This is a genomic window from Amycolatopsis sp. NPDC059021 (genome assembly GCF_042739895.1).
GTDB lineage: Bacteria > Actinomycetota > Actinomycetes > Mycobacteriales > Pseudonocardiaceae > Amycolatopsis.
The window spans coordinates 24301-45060 of the sequence record NZ_JBHYIQ010000014.1; the positions used below are offsets into that span (position 1 = coordinate 24301).

Annotated in this window: 16 protein-coding genes and 1 pseudogene; 7 read left to right on the forward strand and 10 right to left on the reverse strand. The window is 69.0% G+C overall.

Features of this window, described 5'->3' with window-relative positions; genetic code table 11:
- Positions 1-96 precede the first annotated feature (96 nt).
- The 3 genes from ACFWX1_RS10865 to ACFWX1_RS10875 all read right to left on the reverse strand — a co-directional run bounded on the left by ACFWX1_RS10865 (position 97) and on the right by ACFWX1_RS10875 (position 3412).
- Positions 97-711, reverse strand: coding sequence for a class I SAM-dependent methyltransferase (locus ACFWX1_RS10865; RefSeq protein ID WP_378386075.1), 615 nt, complete (start codon positions 709-711; stop codon positions 97-99).
- Between the two features lie 40 nt (positions 712-751).
- Entirely contained in the window at positions 752-2449 is a 1698-nt protein-coding gene (locus tag ACFWX1_RS10870; protein WP_378386279.1) for an MFS transporter, read from the reverse strand.
- 234 nt (positions 2450-2683) lie between these two features.
- Positions 2684-3412 (reverse strand): alpha/beta fold hydrolase, encoded by a 729-nt coding sequence (locus ACFWX1_RS10875; protein ID WP_378386077.1) that lies wholly within the window; start codon positions 3410-3412, stop codon positions 2684-2686.
- Positions 3413-3597: 185 nt separating this feature from the next.
- Here ACFWX1_RS10875 and ACFWX1_RS10880 point away from each other — a divergent pair, with 185 nt between their 5' ends.
- On the forward strand, positions 3598-4869 hold the full coding sequence (locus ACFWX1_RS10880; RefSeq protein ID WP_378386078.1) for a cytochrome P450: 1272 nt from the start codon (positions 3598-3600) through the stop codon (positions 4867-4869).
- Here the strand turns inward: ACFWX1_RS10880 and ACFWX1_RS10885 are convergent.
- The gene (locus ACFWX1_RS10885; RefSeq protein WP_378386080.1) at positions 4866-6347 is read right to left on the reverse strand and encodes a hypothetical protein; all 1482 of its coding nucleotides are present in this window, start codon (positions 6345-6347) and stop codon (positions 4866-4868) included. The two genes, ACFWX1_RS10880 and ACFWX1_RS10885, sit on opposite strands and share 4 nt — an antisense overlap.
- 326 nt (positions 6348-6673) lie before the next feature.
- Here ACFWX1_RS10885 and ACFWX1_RS10890 point away from each other — a divergent pair, with 326 nt between their 5' ends.
- From ACFWX1_RS10890 to ACFWX1_RS10910, 5 genes are all read left to right on the forward strand, one after another.
- On the forward strand, positions 6674-7507 hold the full coding sequence (locus tag ACFWX1_RS10890; RefSeq protein ID WP_378386082.1) for an SAM-dependent methyltransferase: 834 nt from the start codon (positions 6674-6676) through the stop codon (positions 7505-7507).
- Positions 7508-7639: 132 nt separating this feature from the next.
- Positions 7640-9757, forward strand: coding sequence for a putative bifunctional diguanylate cyclase/phosphodiesterase (locus tag ACFWX1_RS10895; RefSeq protein WP_378386084.1), 2118 nt, complete (start codon positions 7640-7642; stop codon positions 9755-9757).
- 77 nt (positions 9758-9834) lie between these two features.
- Positions 9835-10749: an AraC family transcriptional regulator gene (locus tag ACFWX1_RS10900; protein WP_378386085.1), complete on the forward strand. Its 915-nt coding sequence runs from the start codon at positions 9835-9837 to the stop codon at positions 10747-10749.
- Between the two features lie 101 nt (positions 10750-10850).
- Entirely contained in the window at positions 10851-11726 is an 876-nt protein-coding gene (locus ACFWX1_RS10905) for a carbohydrate-binding protein (protein ID WP_378386087.1), read from the forward strand.
- 157 nt (positions 11727-11883) lie between these two features.
- On the forward strand, positions 11884-12426 hold the full coding sequence (locus ACFWX1_RS10910; protein ID WP_378386285.1) for a hypothetical protein: 543 nt from the start codon (positions 11884-11886) through the stop codon (positions 12424-12426).
- Between the two features lie 75 nt (positions 12427-12501).
- Here the strand turns inward: ACFWX1_RS10910 and ACFWX1_RS10915 are convergent.
- The 6 genes and pseudogenes from ACFWX1_RS10915 to ACFWX1_RS10940 form a co-directional block, all read right to left on the reverse strand.
- Positions 12502-13215: pseudogene (locus ACFWX1_RS10915) on the reverse strand (SDR family NAD(P)-dependent oxidoreductase); the annotation flags it as partial.
- A 48-nt stretch (positions 13216-13263) separates the two neighbouring features.
- Positions 13264-14634, reverse strand: coding sequence for an FAD-dependent oxidoreductase (locus tag ACFWX1_RS10920; protein ID WP_378386089.1), 1371 nt, complete (start codon positions 14632-14634; stop codon positions 13264-13266).
- A 240-nt stretch (positions 14635-14874) separates the two neighbouring features.
- Positions 14875-16074, reverse strand: coding sequence for a cytochrome P450 (locus ACFWX1_RS10925; RefSeq protein WP_378386091.1), 1200 nt, complete (start codon positions 16072-16074; stop codon positions 14875-14877).
- 59 nt (positions 16075-16133) lie between these two features.
- Complete coding sequence (locus ACFWX1_RS10930) at positions 16134-17312, reverse strand: nucleotide disphospho-sugar-binding domain-containing protein (RefSeq protein WP_378386092.1); 1179 nt, start codon at positions 17310-17312, stop codon at positions 16134-16136.
- 31 nt (positions 17313-17343) lie between these two features.
- On the reverse strand, positions 17344-18105 hold the full coding sequence (locus ACFWX1_RS10935) for a TylF/MycF family methyltransferase (RefSeq protein ID WP_378386094.1): 762 nt from the start codon (positions 18103-18105) through the stop codon (positions 17344-17346).
- Position 18106: 1 nt separating this feature from the next.
- On the reverse strand, positions 18107-19303 hold the full coding sequence (locus ACFWX1_RS10940; RefSeq protein ID WP_378386096.1) for a class I SAM-dependent methyltransferase: 1197 nt from the start codon (positions 19301-19303) through the stop codon (positions 18107-18109).
- Positions 19304-19459: 156 nt separating this feature from the next.
- Here ACFWX1_RS10940 and ACFWX1_RS10945 point away from each other — a divergent pair, with 156 nt between their 5' ends.
- The gene (locus ACFWX1_RS10945) at positions 19460-20620 is read left to right on the forward strand and encodes a class I SAM-dependent methyltransferase (RefSeq protein WP_378386098.1); all 1161 of its coding nucleotides are present in this window, start codon (positions 19460-19462) and stop codon (positions 20618-20620) included.
- Positions 20621-20760 lie beyond the last annotated feature (140 nt).

Consider the following 20760-nt stretch of genomic DNA (forward strand, 5'->3'; position numbering starts at 1 on the left):
ATCTTGCTATCGAGCGCAGGGGTGATCTGTTACTTACTCTTTCACAATTGCTCCGTTCGGCCCAGAATTCACCATTCTGAATGGGCCGCGGATCAGCTATCCGGCTGTGGCGTAGAGGTATTGGTGGGTTTCGGGCCGGTCGCCTGCCACCGCGTCGGCCTCGCGCAGTTCGAGTACCCGGTAACCGGCGGCGGTCACCACCGCGGACAGTTCGTCGTCCGGGTAAGCGGTCACCGCCAGCGGAACGTCGAGGAACTCGAGCGGAAGCGCGTCGAAGTCGCCTCGCACCATGCCGAGCACCAGCAGGCGTGGCCCGCGCAGGCGGGTCCGGACGTCGGCGAGTACCTCGGCGATCGTGGCCTTCGGCAGCATGAGCAGCGAGAAGAACGCGGTGACGGCGTCGAATTCGCCGAGGCCGTCCAGCACCCGGAGATCACGTTGGTGGAAAGTCGCCTGGGGAGCGTTGGCCCGCGCCAGGTCGAGCATGACGGCGGATTCGTCGACGCCGACGGCCTCGAACCCGGCTTCGCTCAGTTCGCGGACGATCGGGTCACCGCTGCCGCAGCCGAGGTCGAGCACCCGGCCACCCGGTGGCAGCCGGGAAGCCAGCCAGGCACCGGCGGCGCGCTGGGGCTCACGATCGGACCAGGACTCGTCGTAGCGGGAACCGATACGGTCGAACGGCGCGGGGCCGCGCTCCTGGCTGCTCATAACCGCAGTGTTCCAGGAGCACGGCCCAGCCGCACCATGCTCAGCGTCGGTCGCTGACCGGGGCGACCAGTTCGCTCGGTCCGCCGCCCGCTTCCCCGGCCACCGCGGCCAGTTCCTCGCCGACCGGCTCGCGGTCGGCCCCGGTGGGTGGCTTGCCCTTGGTGAACAGCGAGGCCACGGCGCCGATGACACAGACGGCGATGGCGAAGCCGAAGGCCACCGCGAGGCCCTGCGAGAACGGCTCGGAGATCAGGTTCGGGAAGAAGCTGCGGCCGGTGAGGAAGCTCGCCTGCTCCGGCGGCAGGTTGTGCAGCTGATCGCCCAGCAGTTGCTGGATCGGGTTGTAGCCGAGGAAGGCCGCGAACAGCACCGCGACCGCGGGCAGGTGGGCCAGTTGGTCGGCCGACGCGGCGGGGACGCCGTGTGCGGTCAGGCCCTGGCTCATCGCGCCCGGCAGGCTGCTCGACAGGCCGGCGATGATCAGGCTGAAGAAGAACCCGATGGACAGCACCATCGCCGCGTTCTGGAACGTCGTCATCATCCCGGCGCCGGAGCCCCGCGCGTCGGCGGGCAGGCTGTTCATCACCTCGAGGCGGTTCGGCGAGGCGAACATGCCCATGCCGATGCCGTTGAGCAGCAGGATCGCCGCGAAGGCCCAGTAGTCGAAGTCCACCGGCAGGATGATCAGCAGGCCGAAGGTGACCGCGGTCAGCGCCAGGCCGCCGAAGGCCAGCAGCCTGCTGCCGATCCGGTCGGACAGCGCGCCGGACAGCGGGGCCGACACCAGGAACCCGACCGTCATGGGCAGCATGTAGATGCCTGCCCACAGCGGCGTCTGTTCGAAGGTGTAGCCGTGCTGTGGCAGCCAGATCCCCTGCAGCCAGATGATCAGCACGAACTGCAGCCCGCCCCGGCCCAGCGACGCGGTGAAGTTCGCCAGGTTGCCGAGGCTGAACGAGCGGATGCGGAACAGCGAGAGCCGGAACAGCGGGTTCTCGACCTTCGTTTCGATGACCACGAACCCGATCAGCACCGCGACGCCGCCGATCAGGCAGCTCAGCACGAACGGGCTCCCCCAGCCGGTCGGCGAGCTGCCGTAGGGCTGGATGCCGTAGGTGATACCGACCAGCACCGCGATCAGGCCGACGGCGAAGGTGATGTTGCCCCACCAGTCCATCCGGCCGTGCTTGCTGATGCCGGTGTCGTGCAGCTTCAGGTACGCCCAGACCGTGCCGATCACGCCGAACGGCACGGACACCAGGAAGATCAGGTTCCAGTCGATCGGCGCGAGCACCCCGCCGACGACCAGGCCGATGAACGAGCCCGCGATCGCCGCGACGCCGTTGATGCCCAGCGCCAGGCCGCGCTGGTTCGTCGGGAAGGCGTCGGTCAGGATCGCCGACGAGTTCGCCATCAGGAACGCGCCGCCGACGCCCTGCACGATCCGCCAGCCGATCAGCCACAGCGCGGCCGCGTCGCCGTCGAACCAGGTGATCGCCAGCATGATCGACGAGAAAGTGAAGACGGCGAAGCCCATGTTGTACATCCGGGCCCGGCCGTACATGTCCCCCAGCCTGCCGAAACTGACCACCAGCACCGCGGTGACCACAAGGAATCCCATGATCATCCACAGCAGGTAGCTGGTGTTCGACGGTTCCAGGGGGTTGATGCCGATGCCCTTGAAGATGTCGGGGAGGGCGATCAGGACGATGGACGAGTTGATGGTGGCGATGAGCATGCCCAACGTCGTGTTGGACAGCGCGATCCACTTGTACCGCGGCCCCAGTTCCGCGATCGAATACGTCTTGCGCCGCACCGAGACAGACCTCCGTTCGATTCGATTAGTAAGGCTAAGCAAATTATTTGCCTGACGCAACCAATCGACCTTGATCGCCCCGGAGAGAACGGTCACAATTGCAAATAGTCCTTTATGGACTATTGAGGGAAAGAAAACCTTGGGACGCGGCAGGCTTTACGTCGCCGCGCCGGACAGCCCATCGGCGACACGGCCGAGCAGTGGAAGCAGCGCCGCCGGATCCTCGACGTGCGCGTTGTGCCCGAGACCGGGCAACACGACGGAATTCGCTGCCAGCGCACGCAGCTGGCCGATCCCGCTCATCGGATCGTGCTCGCCGGCGGCCAGGAGCACCGGGCAGCGCGCGGCGCCGAGCAGGCCGCGCATGTCCGGCCTGCCGACGGCGAACGCGGCCGGGTCCAGCGCGAGGCGCCAGCCGTCCGCCGACTCGACGAGCCCCGCCGGGTCCGCGGCGGTCAGGCCCAGCAAGCCGGACACCTTCAGGTAGCCACGCTCGGCGTCCTCGCGGGTCTCGAAAACCCTGGGCGGCCGCGCGGCCATCGCCGCGGCCTTCGCCAAGTCGTCGTCGCTCCATTCGACCTTCACGCCGACCGCGACCACCCCGGCGACCTCGACGCCGAACCAGCCGGTGGCCAGCGCGAGCGCGACCACCCCGCCCAGCGAATGACCGACGACGACCAGCGGGCCGGTGCCCGGCAGCCGATCGGCCACCGCCGCCGCCATACCGCCGAACGAGTACCGCGGCAGCCGCGGCGCGCCACCGTGTCCCGGCAGGTCGGGCGCGGACCACGGCCGGTCGAGCAGTGCGCCGAGGCCGTCCCAGACGGCGCCGGTCGCGCCGAGCCCGTGCAACAGCAGTACTTCCGGCCGCGTCGTCGTGTCCACGGCAGGGATCTTTCCGCAGACCGGGGTCACAGGCCAGCCGCGTCGCCCAAGCCGTGGCGCTCGCACGGTGAGTAGCCTCCCGCTGAACCGGCAAGGGTCGCGAAGGGGACATTGACGGCGCTGAACGCCCCCAATGCGCCATTCGCGACCCTGTCTGCGGGTGGTGACCGGCTAGGGTCGGGGCCGTGCGCATCGAGGCGATCACCGATCCGGACACCTATGTCACGGGTGTCCCCCACGACCTGCTCGCCCGGCTGCGCCGCGAATCGCCGGTCGTCTGGCTGGACGGGTTCTGGGCGGTGCTGCGGCACGCGGACGTGCGGCGGGTGCTGCGCGATCCGGCGGTGTTCTCCTCGCAGCTCGGCGGCACGCAGATCCGTGACCCCGCGACGCCGGAGGACCTGACGTACGTCCGCCGGATGATGCTCAACATGGATCCGCCGGAGCACGCGCGGCTGCGCGGGCTGCTGACGAAGGCGTTCACGCCGCGTGCCGTCGCCAAGCTGACCGACCGGATCCACGGGTGGGCGCGCGACCTCGTCGGCGCGGTCGCCGACACCGGCGAGTGCGACTTCGCCAAGATCGCCGCGGATCTGCCGCTGCTCACGCTCGCCGAGGTGTTCGGCGTGCCCGAGCAGGACCGGCGGCTGATGTACGACTGGAGCAACCGCGTGATCGGCTACCAGGACGCCGAATACGCGGTCAGCTCGACCGTGCGCGCGGACGAGGTCACCGATCTCGCGCGAGCGGCGCTGGCTGTCCGGCCCATACCCGGCCCGGACGGCGCGATGCCGGACCCACGCACTCGTGAGGGCATGCCGGATCTCTACGCCTACGCGACCGCGCTCGGCGAGTACAAACGCGAAAATCCCGGCGACGACGTGATGAGCAATCTCATGCGGCACGTCGACGACGAGGGTGGCCGGGTTTCGATCGCCGAGTTCGAGAATCTCTTCTGGCTGTTTTCCGTGGCAGGCAACGAAACACTGCGCAATGGTCTGCCCGGTGGAATGCTCGCGCTGCTGTCGAACCACTCGCAGTACCGCGCTTTACTGGCCGACCGGTCGCTGCTGCCCGGTGCTGTGGAGGAAATGCTCCGCTGGTGGACGCCGGTTATGCACTTTCGCCGTACCGCTACGCAGGACGTCCGGCTGTCCGATGTGGACATTCGGGCCGGGGACAAGGTCGTGGTCTGGTTCTCCTCGGCTAACCGGGACGAGACGGTGTTCGCCGACCCCGATCGCTTCGACATCGCGCGCGCCCCGAACGATCACCTCACCTTCGGGCACGGGCCGCATTTCTGCCTCGGTGCTCAGCTGGCGCGGGTGCAGATGCGGGCGATGTTCGAGGCGGTGCTGGACGTGCTGGGCGAGGTCGAATTGGCGGGCGAGCCGGTGCGGCTGCGATCCAACTTCCAGAACGGCTTGAAGAGCCTCCCGATCCGCTGGCACCGCTAGCCATCGTGTCGCCGGTCCAGCAGGACGCGGACCACGGCGGGGAACAGCCGGTGCACGGCCGGATCGTGATCGAGCGGGACGACGGTTGGCCGGTATCCGCGCGCGGCCAGCGCGTCGACGAGGAACGGCACGTCGGACACGCTCGCCGTGGGGCCGCAGTGAGCAAGCAATCCTTCGGCCACGGCCGACGTCCACTCGCGCCCGGCGACCGCCCCGACAGCTTCCGGTACGCTGGAAGAGAACGCGGAGAATACCCGGTCCGCGCGGACCAGTACGGCCTCGCCGCTTTTCAAGGCATAGCCCCATACGTGAGCCTCGTCGGCACGCAGTTCCCGCAGCGCGGTGTCCGGATCGGCGTCGGCGGGCAGCAGCGGAGCGCCGGTGTGATCCAGCAGCCGTCGCGGATCGACCGTCGAGATCCCGTGGCGGGCCAGCCCCGTCAAGGCGGCGGGACGTGACCCGAGTTCGTCCAGCACCCCGAAGCGAGGATCCACGAGGCGCGCGATCCGGCCGGTGAACTCCTCCTCCGGCAACGGCTCGGCCGACGCCAACCGCGTGACACGCGCCAGGAACTCGTCAGCGCTCTCCGCGACGGCCGGCCGGGTGAACGGGTGCGCGAGCACGGCGTGCCGGGTCTCGTCGAGGGTGTCCAGCCGGATCCGGAGAAGTTCACCGCCCGGCGCAGGGCCGCCTCTGGTGCGGTGGCGGAGCACGGTCAGCATCGCCCGGCTCGTCAGGACGGCCATGGTCGCGGCGTCCGGTTCGCCCGACGGCCCGTCCGGCATCCCGCCGGTGATCGCGGTGTGGCGGCGCCAGGCGCCCGCCAGGGAAACCGGCGGCGGGCCGGGAGCCGTCAGCCACGCCTCGTCCCGGTGCACCGCGAGCTGGACCAGTGGCACGCCTGCCTCGGCACACAGCCGTTCCAGCCGCACGGTCTCGGCGAGCCGCGGTTGCCCGGGAATGTGGAGGGCGAATTCACTGCCGCGCAACGCCTCCGCCAGCGCCGCCTCGTCCGCGGTGCCGACCGGGCGGACCGCGCGCAGGCCGGACCGTCGCGCCGCGTGGACGATCGCCGCGCACAACGGGCCGCCACCCGCGACGGTCAACGGCCCGTCCTGGTACCGCGCGGGCACCCGCGCCGGCGTGCTCAGGTAGTAGCCGAGGAACGAGATGATCCGCTCGCACACCGGTTCGCGCCTGATCTCCTGGACCGCACCCGCGGCGACCAGCGTCCGCACCAGTTCGGCGAGGTACTCGCGACGTGGCGGCGTCAGCGGCGCGGCCAGGTCGGCGAGCGTGCGGCTGCCGTCGAGCAGCGGCACGAGCCAGGCGAGCCACTGCCCCGCCTCCGCGCCGTCGAGCCGGATGCCCCCGCCGCGGACGAGCACGTAGACGCCGTGCCCGGTCACCACGTGATGGGCGTCGCGGCGGAAGACCAGCCTCGGCGCCGCGTCGAATCCGAGCTCCGGCAGGCACATCTGAAGTCCGTCCCCTGTCGGGCGTCACCGTCTCGCTGCCCGAACACCGCTGGCCGGGCACGGACCGCGGCGGACGGAGGGCTGAGTGGACGTTAGCGGCTGCCGCCGGAACGCACAACGGGCGGTACGCGGGTCCGGGGGTTCCCACAGTCCCGCACCGACGTCGGTTCGGTGTCCACTGTGGACTCCATGGTTCCGGCGACGGCCTCGCCGGGGCCCCGCGCGGCAGCACTGATATCTGTCACCTGAGTGGGTGACACGCAGTCACACTGATGGCGCAATGGAACAGCTCGCGCGCATATCGCTAAGCTCGTACATCCACAACGATGCCGAGGTGTTTCTTCGTGACACAACAGGACTGGGTACCGCAAGGCGTGGACATCACCGTGCCGAGCGTCGCGCGCCTGTACGACTACATCCTGGGCGGCGGGCACAACTTCGCGGTGGACCGCGCGATGGGAGAACAGATCGAACGTGTCATGCCCGGCGCGCGTGAGGCGGCGAGGATCAACCGCGCGTTCCTCGGCCGTGTCGTGCGGTTCATGGTGGATCGGGGCATCCGTCAGTTCCTCGACATCGGCTCGGGAATCCCGACCGTGGCCAATGTGCACGAGGTCGCCAGGGCGGCGGACCCGGAATGCCGGGTGGTGTACGTCGACCGCGACGCGGTGGCCGTGGCGCACAGCGAGCTGATCCTCGCCGACGTCGACCATGCCGCCGTGGTCCGGGCCGACATGCGCGAGCCGGAGGCGATCTTCGCCAGTCCGCAGGTCCGGGAGCTGCTGAATCTCGACGAACCGGTCGGGCTGCTCATGCTGCTGATGCTGCACTGGATCCCGGACGAGGCGGATCCGCTCGGCCTGATGCGGCAATACCACGACGCGCTGGCGAGCGGCAGCCACCTCGCGATCACTCACGTCAGCCACGACAATCAGGAAACCGGGCTCACCGAGGTCGCCGACGTCATCAAGCGGAGCAAGAGCCCGGACCAGGTCAACGCGCGCACGCACGCCAGGATCGTCGAGCTTTTCGACGGATTCGACCTCGTCGAGCCGGGGCTGGTCGGCTGTGGTGAATGGCGGCCGAGTGGTCCCGCCGACATTTCCGGACAGGCGGCGATGAACACGCTGCTCTACGCCGGTGTCGGCGTCAAACCGTGAACCGGTGCGGACAGTCACCGGTTACCCGCCGGGTTTCCCCGAACGTGGCCTGCGGTCACCCCGGGGAACCTGTGCGGACGCACTTCGAGTAGCTAAACTTCCGCTCGGCCGGAAACCACAACAGGGTGAACCATGATGCCGGATCCAAGCCACCACGACCGCCCGGCCCCGCCGCCGGACGACCGTCGTGACCGCGCGCTGCTGGCGAGAAAATGGGCCTATCTGCTCAGCGGTGTCGTCGTCGTTCCGTTGAGCGCGGAAGACCTCGGCCGGGAACTGGGCGGACGGCTCGACAGGCTGTGCGCGGCATTGCGGGCGGAACCGTTCGCCACCGAACCGTTCGAGCGGGCGGGCGAGCAGCTGGTCGCGCTGGGCTACCTCGGCGAGCCGGGCCTGCGCTGCACCGTGGACGTGCTCGGAAAGGGTCTTCTGGCGTTGCCGGAGTTCGCGGACACGGAGCGGTTCGCCGAACGGATCGTGCTCGGGCTGGGCACGCTCGCGTGCGGATTCCTCGCCGGCAGTCAGCGCACCGTGCTCGAACAGCAGGAGACCATGCATCTGACGCTGCTCAAGGCGGTCCGCGACGCGAAGTGGAATCTCCGGGAGAGCGAAGCGCGCTTCGACGAGGTCGTCACCTCGTCGGCCAGCGGCGTCATGATCGTCGAACTCGACGGACGGCTGTCCCGCGCCAACGCCGCGATCGGCGAGATGCTCGGCTACACCCAGGCGGAACTGACCGGCGCCGCGCTGCTCGACTTCGTGCACCCGGATTCCGTGGAGGTCCTGCGCGAGGCGATCCGGTCGCTGCGCGACGGCGAGCGCGACCGGATCCGGCAGTCGCAGCGCCTGCTGCGCAAGGACGGCGACGTCGCCCGCATCTCGCTGACCGTGTCGCTGCTGCGCGGCACCGACAACCAGCCCAGTCACTTCGTCACCGTGGTCGAGGACGGCACCGAACTCATGCTGCTGCAGAGCGAGCTGAGCCGTCAGGCCCTGCACGACGTGCTGACCGGCCTGCCCAACCGGCAGTACTTCACCTCGAATCTCGAAAACGCGCTGCGGCGGGCGGATCCCGCCTACGGCACCACGCTGTTCCAGCTGCGGCCCGACGCGTTCGACATGGTGTGCAACAGCCTCGGCCGCCAGTCCGGCGAACGCCTGCTCGTCCACATCGCGCAGCGGCTCAAGACGGTGCTGGCCCGCGAAAAGACCATGATCGCCCGGTTCGACGGCGACGAGTTCGCCGTCCTGATCGAGAACTCGGCGGCCACTCCCGGCGTCGCCGCGCTCGTGGCCGCGATCAAGGACGAGCTCACCGAACCGGCCTATGTGGACGGTCGCGGGCTCGCCGTGTCGGTGAGCATCGGCGTGGTGCACCGCCCGCCGCCCACCACCGAGCCTGCCGAACTGCTGCGCGCCGCCGATCTGACGCTGCGCCGCGCGGCGGCGGAACGCCGGGGCCAGTGGGAGCTGTACGACCCGGAACGCGACGCCGCCGAGCGGGGCGAGCGGACGCTCGCCGTAAGCATGCCGGGCGCGTGGGAGCACGGCGAGATCAGCGTGTGGTACCGGCCGGTGGCCCGGCTGGACGACGGCGGCACGGCGGGTGTCGAGGCCTTGCTCCGCTGGGCGCCTCCCGAGCTCGACCCGTTGCCGCACAAGCATTGCGTCCGGCTGGCCGAGCAGACCGGGCTGAGCCTGGCGCTGGGCGAATGGCTCCTGCGGACCTCGGGCGGGCAGATCGCGTGGTGGCGGCAGCGGACCGGGTTCGAGCACCCGTTGCTGCTCGGCCTCACCGCCCACCAGTCCTGCGACGGCGATCTGGTGTCCCGGGTCAACCAGGTACTCACCGACGTCGGCCTCCGCCCGGAGCAGTTGCTGCTCGGCATGCCCGCCGGAGTGCTTTCGGTCGACGAAGCCGCCGACAACCTCACCGTGCTGGCCGACCTCGGCGTCCGGATGCTGCTCGACGACTTCGACCTCGGGCCCGCGGGCCTGACCGCCGTCGAAGATCTTCCCCTGGCGGCGGTGCGCGTCCGGCCCTGCCTCACCACCCGGCTCGCCGCGGGTCCGCCCGCCGCGGCCGCGCTCGTTCCGCTGGTCCGGCAGGCGGGCGCCACCGTCATCGTCGACGGGATCGCCGACGACGAACAGGCACGGTGGTGGCACGCGGCCGGTGCCGGCCTCGCCACCGGCGACTTCTTCGGGATCGCGGGACAGGCGGAAGAAACCGTCACCCACTTCAGCTGAGCGTCCTGTCGTGCCATCGTGGGAGATCACCCATGATTGGTCTGGACCTTCGGTCCGTTGACGAGAGGAGCCGGACGATGCGCGGTACCACGGTGTTGCCGGGGGCGTCCTGTCACGCGTCGAACGAGGGGGAACTGCCGATGCACCGGCTCGAGGTGCCGACGCCGAACGCGCTGCCGTTCGCCATCGGCACGTTCGAGACCATGGGCCCGAACTCCCGCGCGTCCTTCCCGCACCGCCACACGTTCCACGAGATCGTCCACGTCACCGGCGGCACGGGCACGCACGTCGTCGACCTCGCGCGGTGGGAGCTGCGCCCGCCGCATCTGTGCGTGCTCGGCCCCGGCCAGGTGCACCACTGGGAGAACGCGCGCGGGCTGACCGGGATCGTCGTGCTGTTCACCGACGACTTCCTGCTGGATCACCCCGGGGACCGGGATGTGCTGCGGCAGCTGAGCGAACGGCCGTGGCTGACCCTCGACGAGGCCACGAACGCCGCCACGTCCCGGCTGCTCACCGAGATCCACGACGAATACCGGCACGCCGCGCCGGGTGCCGAGTCGGTACTGCGTTCGCTGCTCCACATTCTCGTCGTGCGCGCGTCCCGGCTGCCCGAGACCACCGGCAGCGCGACCCCCGCCCGTGCCGGCGCGGTGGTGGAGGAGTTCGTCCGGCTCACCGGCCGGACGGATCTCGCGCTCTGGTCCGTTCGCGCGTATGCCGAGCGTGTCGGGGTCACTCCCGGCTACCTCACCGAGGCGGTGAAGGCGGCGACAGGCCGGACGCCGTCGCAGCTGATCCGGGAAACCCGTGCCCGTGAGGCGAAACGACTCCTGGCCAGAACGGATCTGACGGTGCGGCAGGTGGCGGGCCGCGTCGGTTTCGTGGATCCGGCGTACTTCTGCCGCTTCTTCCGCAGGGAGACCGGGATGAGCCCTGGTGATTTCCGCCGCGACGGCGACGTGCGCTTGCTCCCCGTACCTTCATCGTGACCCCGTGAAATCACCACGACCTACGGAGCCAGTCCATCGTCCACGCCGAACCATCGACGTACGTTCATGGTGAATCTCCCACGCCCCCACAAGGAGCTGCCATGGACGGCGAGCACAACTCGGCCGAGGGAAACCCTCAAGACGCTTCCGGTGACGAAACCCAACGGCAGTTCAGCCGCAAGACGGTGCTGCGCGCGGCCCTCGCCGCGGGAGTCGCGGTCCCCGCCGCCTTCATCGGCGCGCCGGCGCTGGCGCGCACCGCCAAAACGTCCGGCGGCCCGCTCGAGCCGACGCCGTCCTGCCACGACGGCGACGAGCCCACCATCCCGCAGACCGAAGGTCCTTACTTCAAGCCGAACTCACCGGAACGAACCTCGATACGGGAACCCGGCTACCCCGGCACCAACCTGACCGTGTCCGGCTACGTGTTCGGGCTGGCCTGCCAGCCGCTGAACCGGGTGCTGCTGGACTTCTGGCAGGCCGACGACGACGGCGCGTACGACAACACCACGTACCGGTTCCGCGGGCACCAGTTCACCGACGCCCAGGGCCAGTTCAAGCTGACCACGATCGTGCCCGGTCTCTACCCCGGCCGCACCCGGCACATCCACGTCAAGCTGCAGGCACCGGGACGTCCGGTGCTCACCACGCAGCTCTACTTCCCCGGAGAGCCGCGCAACAACACCGACACGATCTTCGACCCACGTCTGCTGATGACGGTGCGCGACGCCCCCGGCGGCCGCGAAGCCTCGTACGACTTCGTTCTGCGCGTGCCGGGCAGCAAGCCGACGACGACCCCGACCCAGCCGACCACCCCGACCACTCCGCCGAGCGGCACCACGTGGGCCGCGGGTACCTCGTACACCGCGGGCACCCGCGTCACCTACAACGGCCAGACCTACGTGTGCCTGCAGGGGCACACCGCCCAGCCCGGCTGGGAACCGCCGACGACGCCTTCCCTGTGGCAGGCGGCGTAACCGGGATTCGCCCGGCTGTCAGCTGACGCACACCGCACGCCTCTCCGGGTGCGGTGTGCGTTCTGTGCAGGCTCCGTGTGGTGTCACGCGACAGGATGACGCACCTCTCCCGTGAACGGGAATTTTCCCACCGTGCGAAAGGTCTCCGGTCCCCACCATGCGTCGCGTCCTCATCCCCGGTTTGCTCGCCGTCCTGCTCTTCTCCGGCGCGTGCGCCACCTCCGCCCCCACCCCCGTCACCGTCGGCGGGAACACGCCGGCCACCGGCGAATCGTCCGGGGACACGAAACCGGCCGCCCAGTCCGAGAAGAAGATCGGCAAGACCATCACGGTCACCGACGACGAGGACAGCGCGCTCGTCACCCTCGTCTCCGTCGCCACGATCAAGGAGGGCACCACTCCCGGCATCAAACCCCGCAGCGGCACCTTCGTCGTCTTCGACCTGAAGATCGAGGGCAAGACCGGCAAGTTCAGCACCAACTCGCTGTACGTGTGGATGAAGACCGCGGCGGGCAAGACGGTCAAGGCGACCGACGGCATGGCCCCGGCGACCGGCGCCGACCCGGAACTGCCGCTGAAGGATCTCGCCCCCGGTGAGCAGGCACACGGGAAGGCGCTGGTCGATGCCACGCTGGAACCCGGTGCCCAGATGCTCTGGATGAACGCCATGGACAAGCAACTCGCCTCGTGGGACCTCTGAGCACGAGCCGCCACGGCCGCCCGCGGTGCGGACCACCTCGCCGTTGACGTTGCCGTTCGCTTCCGAGCACAGGAACACGATGAGCCGGGCGATGTCCTCCGGAGTGCTCAGCCGTCCGCTCGGTGTGCGGTCGATTTCGGCCTGCAGCACTCCCTGGTTGCCTTCGCCCGCCGCGGCCAGTTCCACGACCGATTCGGTCATGGTGGCGCCCGGCATCACGACGTTGGCCAGCACGCCGCTGCCGCTCCACATCAGCCCGCGCACGAACCCGTGCATCGCCGAGCGGGCCGCCCCGTAGTACTCCGAGCCGACCGACCCGTGGTCGGCGGTGATCGAGGACAGCAGCACGATCCTTCCCCATCCCCTGGCGCGCATGCCCTTGACCGCTCGCTGCACGGTCAGCATGTGCCCGTCGACGTTCGCCCGGATCTTGTTGATCCAGCCGGTTTCGCCGTAGGGAGGCATGTCCTCGAACTGCGGTGTTTCGCTCGCCTCGCCCCAGGTGAACCAGTGCGCGTTCGCGACGAGCACGTCGACGCCGCCGAATTCCCGTTCGACATCGCGCACGACCGCCTCGGCGGAGTCGAAGTCGCGCAGGTCGTACCGCGCCGCGAAGGCCTTGCCCTCACCGCCCAGCTCGGTCACGATCTCCTTGGCCCTGGCCTCCGACGACGCGTAGGTGATCGCCACCCGCGCGCCCTCCTCCGCGAACTGCCGCGCCGTCGCCAGGCCGATGCCGCTCGTGGCACCCGTGACCAGAACTCTCTTTCCTGCCAGCCCCAGATCCATCAGAACTCCCGTTTCGCCTTCTCCGTCATTTCCCCGACGACTGCGTGCTCATTCCTCACGGTCCTTGCCGCGGTATTCGGCCTGGCTGCGTTCCATCTTCTTCTTGATCGGCGGAACGTTGTTGATGACGCGCATCCCGGTACGCATCCCGGCCAGCATCATGCGCCCGATGACCGGCTTGTGCACCGGGTCGTCACCGCTCATCTGCTTGAGCGATTCCTTGACCGCGTCGAATCCGTAGTCGATCATCTTGGTCTCGTAGTCGTCGACGGCCTTGATGACCGACGTCTTCCCGTCCCTTGCCGCCACCAGGTTGTCCTTGAGCAGCCGGGCATCACGCAGCGCGGTGTTCGCGCCGACACCCCGGCCGGGGGTCATCGTGTGAATGGCGTCGCCGATCAGCGTGACATTGCTCGCCTTCCACTTCGGAATGGGCTCCGAAGTGCGGATCCTGATGGTGAAGCAGCTGTCGGGGTCCGACAGGGAAAAGAGCTTACGGAAGTCAGGGTGCCATTTCTTCGTGTACTCGCCGACGAGGTCGTAGAGCTGCCTGCTGGTCATTTCGGTCACGTTGTCCGGAAGGTTGCGGGCCGCCCCGCCGAATCCCCAGCTGATGTAGTCCCGGGTGTTGTCGAAGGCGAGGCCGGGCCAGCTCGCGATCATCTCCGCGTCGCTGGAGCCGATACCGGACTTCGGCGCTCCCTTGGCATCCCAGGGAAACACCATCACGTGGATGATCGAGGCGTAGCCACCAGGAGCGTTGACCATGGTGACGCCGTGTGCGATCTTCGGCGTGAGCAGCTTCTCGGTTTCCGGCGTGAGCGGCACCTTGCCGGTCACGCTGATGATCCCGGTGTCCTTGGTCTTCGCGTGCGGCAAGTACTGCTTGCGCACCCGCGAGTTCGACCCATCCGCGCCCACCAGCAGCGTGCCCACCGCGGAGGTCCCGTCCTCGAAGAAGGCGGTCACCGTGCCGTCGTCGTGCTGCTCGAAACGCGAGAAGACCTTGTCGAAATGGACGACGTCCTCCATTCCGGTCAACAGCACCTGCCGCAGCGTCATCCTGCTGACGGACTTCTCGCTGTTGCGCGGATCGTCGTCGACGTTGTCGTCCCAGCCGCCCATCGAAAGCAGCTCTTTACGCTTTTCCGTCAACATGTTGAAGAACTTCGGCGTCCGGGCGCAGGTGGCCACGAACACGTCGAACAACTCCTTGGGCAACGCGTCGTAGAGCGCGCGGCTGCCATCCGGGTCGATCCCGACCCGATAGCCCTGCAAGCCGTCCCGGCGCGTGCGGTCCCGTTCGTAGACCGCGACACTGATGCCGGCTCGCCGGAGGCCGTGCGCCAAGCACAGCCCACCGGTGCCCGCACCGATGATGATCACGTGCTGCCCCGACTTCTCCCCTGAAAAACGCATGGTTCTCCCAGTCCGTGATTTTTGTGCCGAGCGCCGGCCACCCGTGCGCCTGTCGCGCTCCGGCGGCACCGGCCACGGAGACCAACTCCGGTCCCGCCGCATCCGGCGGGCTCTCGTAGTAGCCACCATACTAGATGCCGAGACACTAGTGCAAGGGAGACGTGTTCACCGCCGGCGCGCGACGCGCCGTGGTTCCCGCCGGCTTCCCTCGGCGCTGGTGGTTCCCTGGGAGAAGACTCGTCACTCCCACGCGACCGGGAGCGTGTCGACGCCGTAGATGATGGCGTCCGAGCGCAGCGAAACGTCCTGCTCGGAACCGGCGAGCCGCAGTCCGGGCAGCCGCCGCAGCAGCGCGGTCAGCGTCAGCCGGAGCACCGTGCGGGCGAGCTGGGCACCGAGGCACTGGTGCACGCCGAACCCGAACGCCAGGTGCGGGGACCGGGCGCGCCGGACGTCGAGCCGGTCGGCGTCGGCGAACACCGCGGCGTCACGATTCCCCGAGGCGACGGAAACGATCACCCGCTCCCCCGCCCGCACCAGGTGCCCGGCGAAATCGACGTCCTCCAGCGCGATCCGGGTCAACCCGAACTGGACGATCGACAGGTACCGCAGCAGTTCCTCGACGGCGTCGCCGATCAGCCCGGGTTCGGCTCGCAGCGCCTCGAGCTGCCCGGGATGCCGCAGCAGGGCGAAAACGCTCAGCGCGACCATCGCCGACGTCGTTTCCTGACCGGTGACCAGCAGGAGAACCCCGATATTGGCGATCTCCTCGACCGTCAGCGGCGGATCGGCCCGCCCGAGGCCACCGAGGACGCCGTCGGCCGTCCCGGCCTGCTCGGCACGCACCAGCTCCCGCATGTCTTCGTGCAGCCGCGCGAAGGCGTCGCGCTGGGAAGCGACATCGGAAGCGATCGACAACGCTTCGAAAGCCACCTTCTTGAACGCGTCCTGGCGCGCGGCGGGAACCCCCAAGAGCTCGAAGATCACCCGCGCGGAGAGCGGCAGCGCGAAATCGCCGACGAGATCCGCCGTGTTTCCCCTGCTTCGCAAGGCTTCCAGGTGTTCCTCGACGAGGAGCTCGATCCGTGAAGCCAGCCGGTTCATCCGCCGGACGGTGAACTCACCGGCGACGAGCCTGCGGTAACGGGTGTGCTCGGGCGGGTCGAGCGCCGCGAAGTTACCCGGCGGTGGCTCGAGTTCCTCCCCGGTGAAGGCCTCCCGGCCCCGTGGGGAGACCTGGATCAACGAGGAACCGAACCGGGCGTCCGCCAGGATTTCGCGGGCCTGGGCGAACCGGGTCACGAGCCAGCCCGGTCCACCGTCCGGCAAGCGTATGCGGGCGACCGGATGCTCGCGCCGAAGCCGCGCGTAGTCCGCGGGCGGGTCGAACGGGCACGTCCGCCCCGCCGGCAGCTCGATCGGGTTCATTTCGCCTGACACCCACGCCCCCTAGTCGCGAACACGACGAACACCACCGCGGACGGCGGCGGCCCGGAACATCAGCCCGACACGACGTCGGTCACCAGCTCGGCGACCTGCGCGGGAGTCGGCGAAGCCGCGTTCTCGGCCTTCAGCACCGCGGCCGCGCCGGCGAACGAGCGGTCCTCCAGCAACGCGGAGACGGCCTTGGTGATGCCGGGTATGTCGGCCTGGCCCTGTTTGCTGTCGATACTGATCCCGGCCCCCGCTTCACCGAGCCTGCGGCCGAGGTCGAAGTGGTCGAACCACTGCGGCAGCACGAGCTGGGGGACGCCCAGCGCCGCGGCCGTCAGCGCCGACCCGCCACCCCCGAGCGACACGAAGGCGTCGCAGGTGTCCAGGAACATGGCCAGCGGCAGCGATTCGACGACCCGGAACCGTGGCGGCAGGCTCCCCACCCTGGCCCGGTCCTCCGCGGTGAGCGCGAAGACGACCTCGACGTCCACGAGATCCTCGAGCGCGGCGGCCACGGCACGCATGGCGCGGGGTCCCACCACGCGCAGCACCGTTCTGCCGGGACACACGCAGACCCGCCGTCCGGCACGGAGCTCACGAGTCCAAAGTGGATACACGCCGACGCCGTTCGAGGGCAGGTAACGCATCGGCTGGCCCGGCGGCGCACCCTCCCATTGCAGGCTGGGCGGGCACGGATCGACCAGCAGCGACGGAACGGGAAAGCCGGGCAGGCCGCGGGACCCGCACAGCGGGGCGAGCTGCTCCCTGGCACGATCCTCGAAGACGGCACCGGTCGGATCGACGCCCCACCGGTGCGCGACGACCGGGATCCCGGTGACACCGCCGAGCACCCTCGCCAGCAGCAGGGTCAGATCCGCCAGCAGCAGATCCGGCCGCCACCGGTCGGCCAGCTCCCGGTAGTCGCCGAGAAAGCCGCGCGTGTACGCCGCCTGCATGTCGGCCTGGTTGTGGATCTGGAGACGTTTCTGGTCCGCGAACTCCGGCAGCATCCATTCCGGTGCCGGGAACATGTCTTCGGTCGGGATCTCGTCGAACGCCCGGTCGAACTCCGCGCTGGAGCCGACCTCCGCGAAACCGAGCCCGGCCGAGGCCGCGGTCGCCGCGAGATCCGGCGTTCCGGCGACGAGGACGTCGTGGCCCATCGCCCGCAGTGCCCAGGAAAGCGGCACCATGGCCATCAGGTGGGTGGCCGCCGCGGGCGGCGGCAAAACCAGCACGCGCATGGAATTCCCTGTCTTCGAAAGTGAAAGGCGCCTACGCGCCACGTCGCCAGTAGGCGGCGCAACCGTCGATGTCCTTGATCGGATCCGTGATCCCGTTCCCGCCGCGGAACTCTTCGACCGCTTCCCGGCAGCCGAGCAGCAGGTAGTCGTCGACGATGACGTACCCGCCCGGCGAAAGCTTCGGGTAGAGGTGCACCAGACCGTCCATAGTGGACTCGTACATGTCGCCGTCGAGGCGCAGCACCGCGAGCCGCTCGACCGGGGCCGCCGGCAGCGTCTCCCCGAACCAGCCGGGCAGGAACCGCACCCGCTCGTCCAGCAGGCCGTACTTGGCGAAGTTGGACCGCACCTCCTCCAGCGACACCGCCAGCACGTCGTTGGACAGGGAGAGGTTCACGTGCCGGTCCGAAGGCCTGCTCGACTCGGTCGGGGACGGCATGCCCTGGAACGAGTCGGCCACCCACACCAGGCGGTCGGTCACCTCGTGCGCGGCCAGCACGGCCCGCGCGAAGATGCTCGCCCCGCCCCGCCACACCCCGGTTTCGATGAGATCCCCGGGAACACCGTCGGCGAGGACGCTTTCGACGCAGAACTGGAGGTTGTCCAGCCTGCGCATGCCGACCATCGTGTGCGCGACCGCCGGCCAGTCGCGGCCGTCCTGCCGGGCGTTCCCGTCGTAGGTGGCCTCCCCCGGCGCATCGCCGAAGACCTGAAGGGGCGGGTCCTCGTAGATGGTGTTCGTCAGGACGTTCTTCATCAGCTCCAGGTAGAGCCGCACGGCATCCGTTTTCACGTCATTCCCCCACTGCGTTCATCTGGTCCATCGGATTCACGTCCTTGCGAATCCACGACGGGGCGCCCTGTTCGCTGTTGATTCCCTTTTCCAGAAAGGCGATGTTGTGATACACGTGCATCCCGGTGACGGAATCGTCGGTGTCCGCCTTCACCCGCCCGGGCGGATCGGCGTGCTCGGCGTGGTGCAGGCCGTCGAGCAGTCCTTTGAGGAATCCCGTGGTGGTACCGGGATCGTCGAGCCCGGTGCGGCCGCCGTTCCAGCCGGGCCAGTAGGAACTCTGCAGGTCCTCGATCACGTAGAGCCCGCCCGTGGCCAGCCGCGGGAACAGCACCCGGAAGGCGGCGAGAACGTGGTCGCACAGATGGCTGCCGTCGTCGATGACGATGTCCGGGGTGCCTATCTCGTCCAGCACCCCGGCCAGGAAGACCGGATCGGACTGGTCGCCGCGGAACACCCGGATCCGCGGCTCGGCCAAGGCCGTCTTGTCGAAGAAATCTATCCCGTACACGAGTCCACGACGGAAATAGTTCTTCCACATGCGCAAGGACTCGCCGCCCGCGGTGGGTACGTTGTAGCCACCGACGCCGATCTCGAGAATCTTGACGCGGCGATCCCGGTACGCCTCGAAATGCCGTCCGTACTGCGGCGTGTACCAGTGCCCGCCCCATTTGTCGGTACCGGTGCGCACCGCGAGTTCGTCGAGATCGAACCGGAGCGCGCCCGCCGCCTTGGTGAGCCCGTGCAGTGCCACGACCGCGGCTCGCCGCCGCAGCACCCAGTCCGCGCCGGCTTCGTGTGTCGACGGACCGGGATCCTCGGCCAGGAAGACCTCCCGGGTGGCGTGGTGACCCCCGGCCACGCTGCCGTAGGTGGCGCGCACGAGCTCGGCCAGATCCTGCCGCACCCGCGCCACGGGTGCGGCGTCCCAGCCCGCCGACACCCGGCCGTCACCCGGCCCCATCGCCACCCGGTAGCCGAGCCGTCTCCGCCCCGCGCCCAGATCGAATTGGACGGTCACCGGCGTCGCCGGGGCTTCGAACAACGCGGCCCGCCCGAGCAGTTCCCGCAACACGACGACGGCCACGCGCTCCGGGTCCTCGCCACCGAGGTCACCCGCCGAAGTCTCGGCGATTTCGAGCAGCCGCTCCACGATCTCATCGTCCGTCTTCACCGCCGAAGCCTTCCGATCGTCCATTCCGAACACCCGGAGATTTCCGGTCACCGCTCGAACGGACCTGGAACAGCGCTGAAGCCCCGGCGGGCAGGCGATCTTTCACCGCGATTCGACCAGGACCCCAGCCGCGCGCACCAAGGTCCCGCCAACATCATCCGTCCAGGAGGGCATGACCAGATGGAAAACACACTGTCGATCGACGAGGTCGAGGCCCTGGTGGTGGCCGCGGGCGGCAAGGACGGCGACCTCCTCGGCGTCATGGAGCGAGTAGGCCTCCCGGCGGTGGCCGCGCTGGCCGTGGACGAACTCGTCTTCCGCTGCGAACCGGCCAACGTGGACGACGAGATCTTCGTCCGCGTCGACCTCGTACACCGGGACCACACCTTTACCGAGGTCCTTTCGGTACAAAATGGACAACCCGTCCGTATCGCGCGCGGCGACGACGCCGGCACGGCGAGCGCGCGGCTCGAGTTCCGGTTGCCCGAACTGCTGCGGCTGCTCTACGGCAGGCCCCGTGAACGGCACGCGGGCACGCACCGCACCGAGGTCACGCACGACGGTCCCTGGTCGAGCTGGCCGTCGGTGGCGGCCGCGCTCAGCACGATCGTCCACGCGGTGTCGAGCAGGCCCGCCGATCTGGACCGGCTCGCCGTGCGGTACGGCTCCGACAAGTTCGGTGCCTGGCACTGGTTCACCCCGCATTACGACCGGCATTTCCGCCACCTCAAGGACGACGTGGTCCGGGTACTGGAAATCGGCATCGGCGGCTACAACCACCCGGGCACCGGAGGTGGGTCGCTGCGCATGTGGAAGCGGTACTTCACCCGTGGACACGTCTTCGGCCTCGACGTCTATCCCAAGGAAGGACTGGACGCGCCGCGGCTGCGGACGATCATCGGCGACCAGAGCGACCGCGAAGGTCTCCTTGAGATCGCCGAGCGGTACGGCCCGTTCGACGTGGTGATCGACGACGGGAGTCATATCAGCGACCACGTCCTCACCTCGTTCGACGTGCTGTTCCCCCACGTCCGGCCGGGCGGCTACTACGTGATCGAAGATCTCTGGACCGCCTACTGCCCGGGATTCGGCGGAAACGCCGACCCGGCGTCCTCGGGCGCGACTTCGCTCGGCCTCGTCAAAGGCCTCGTCGACCGGCTGCACTACGAGGAGCACAGCGACGGAAAACCGGCGGGCTATCCCGACGAGAACACCGTCGGCCTGCACGTCTACCACAACATGGCCGTCATCGAGAAGGGAATCAACGCGGAAGGCGGGATCCCCTCCTGGGTCCCCCGTTCCTACGACGAGCTGATTCCTTCGGCTCCGCACCTGAAGTAACGGCACCCGAAGCAACGGAAAGACCCGGCGAGGGGGGGGGGGGGGGGGGGCGGGCGACACCACAGGGCAAGGGGGACACGGGAGGGGGGGGGTGGGGGTGTGGAGAACACACAACCCACGCCCGACCCAGAGCTATAGTG

What these genes read in the sequence shown, in the direction of transcription:
- ACFWX1_RS10865 (WP_378386075.1), bottom strand. Translation starts at nt 711, where the DNA reads ATGAGCAGCCAGGAGCGCGGCCCCGCGCCGTTCGACCGTATCGGTTCC.
- ACFWX1_RS10870 (WP_378386279.1), bottom strand. Translation starts at nt 2,449, where the DNA reads ATGCTCATCGCCACCATCAACTCGTCCATCGTCCTGATCGCCCTCCCC.
- ACFWX1_RS10885 (WP_378386080.1), bottom strand. Translation starts at nt 6,347, where the DNA reads ATGTGCCTGCCGGAGCTCGGATTCGACGCGGCGCCGAGGCTGGTCTTC.
- ACFWX1_RS10890 (WP_378386082.1), top strand. Translation starts at nt 6,674, where the DNA reads ATGCCGAGGTGTTTCTTCGTGACACAACAGGACTGGGTACCGCAAGGC.
- ACFWX1_RS10895 (WP_378386084.1), top strand. Translation starts at nt 7,640, where the DNA reads ATGATGCCGGATCCAAGCCACCACGACCGCCCGGCCCCGCCGCCGGAC.
- ACFWX1_RS10900 (WP_378386085.1), top strand. Translation starts at nt 9,835, where the DNA reads ATGCGCGGTACCACGGTGTTGCCGGGGGCGTCCTGTCACGCGTCGAAC.
- ACFWX1_RS10905 (WP_378386087.1), top strand. Translation starts at nt 10,851, where the DNA reads ATGGACGGCGAGCACAACTCGGCCGAGGGAAACCCTCAAGACGCTTCC.
- ACFWX1_RS10910 (WP_378386285.1), top strand. Translation starts at nt 11,884, where the DNA reads ATGCGTCGCGTCCTCATCCCCGGTTTGCTCGCCGTCCTGCTCTTCTCC.
- ACFWX1_RS10920 (WP_378386089.1), bottom strand. Translation starts at nt 14,634, where the DNA reads ATGCGTTTTTCAGGGGAGAAGTCGGGGCAGCACGTGATCATCATCGGT.
- ACFWX1_RS10930 (WP_378386092.1), bottom strand. Translation starts at nt 17,312, where the DNA reads ATGCGCGTGCTGGTTTTGCCGCCGCCCGCGGCGGCCACCCACCTGATG.
- ACFWX1_RS10940 (WP_378386096.1), bottom strand. Translation starts at nt 19,303, where the DNA reads ATGGACGATCGGAAGGCTTCGGCGGTGAAGACGGACGATGAGATCGTG.
- ACFWX1_RS10945 (WP_378386098.1), top strand. Translation starts at nt 19,460, where the DNA reads ATGGAAAACACACTGTCGATCGACGAGGTCGAGGCCCTGGTGGTGGCC.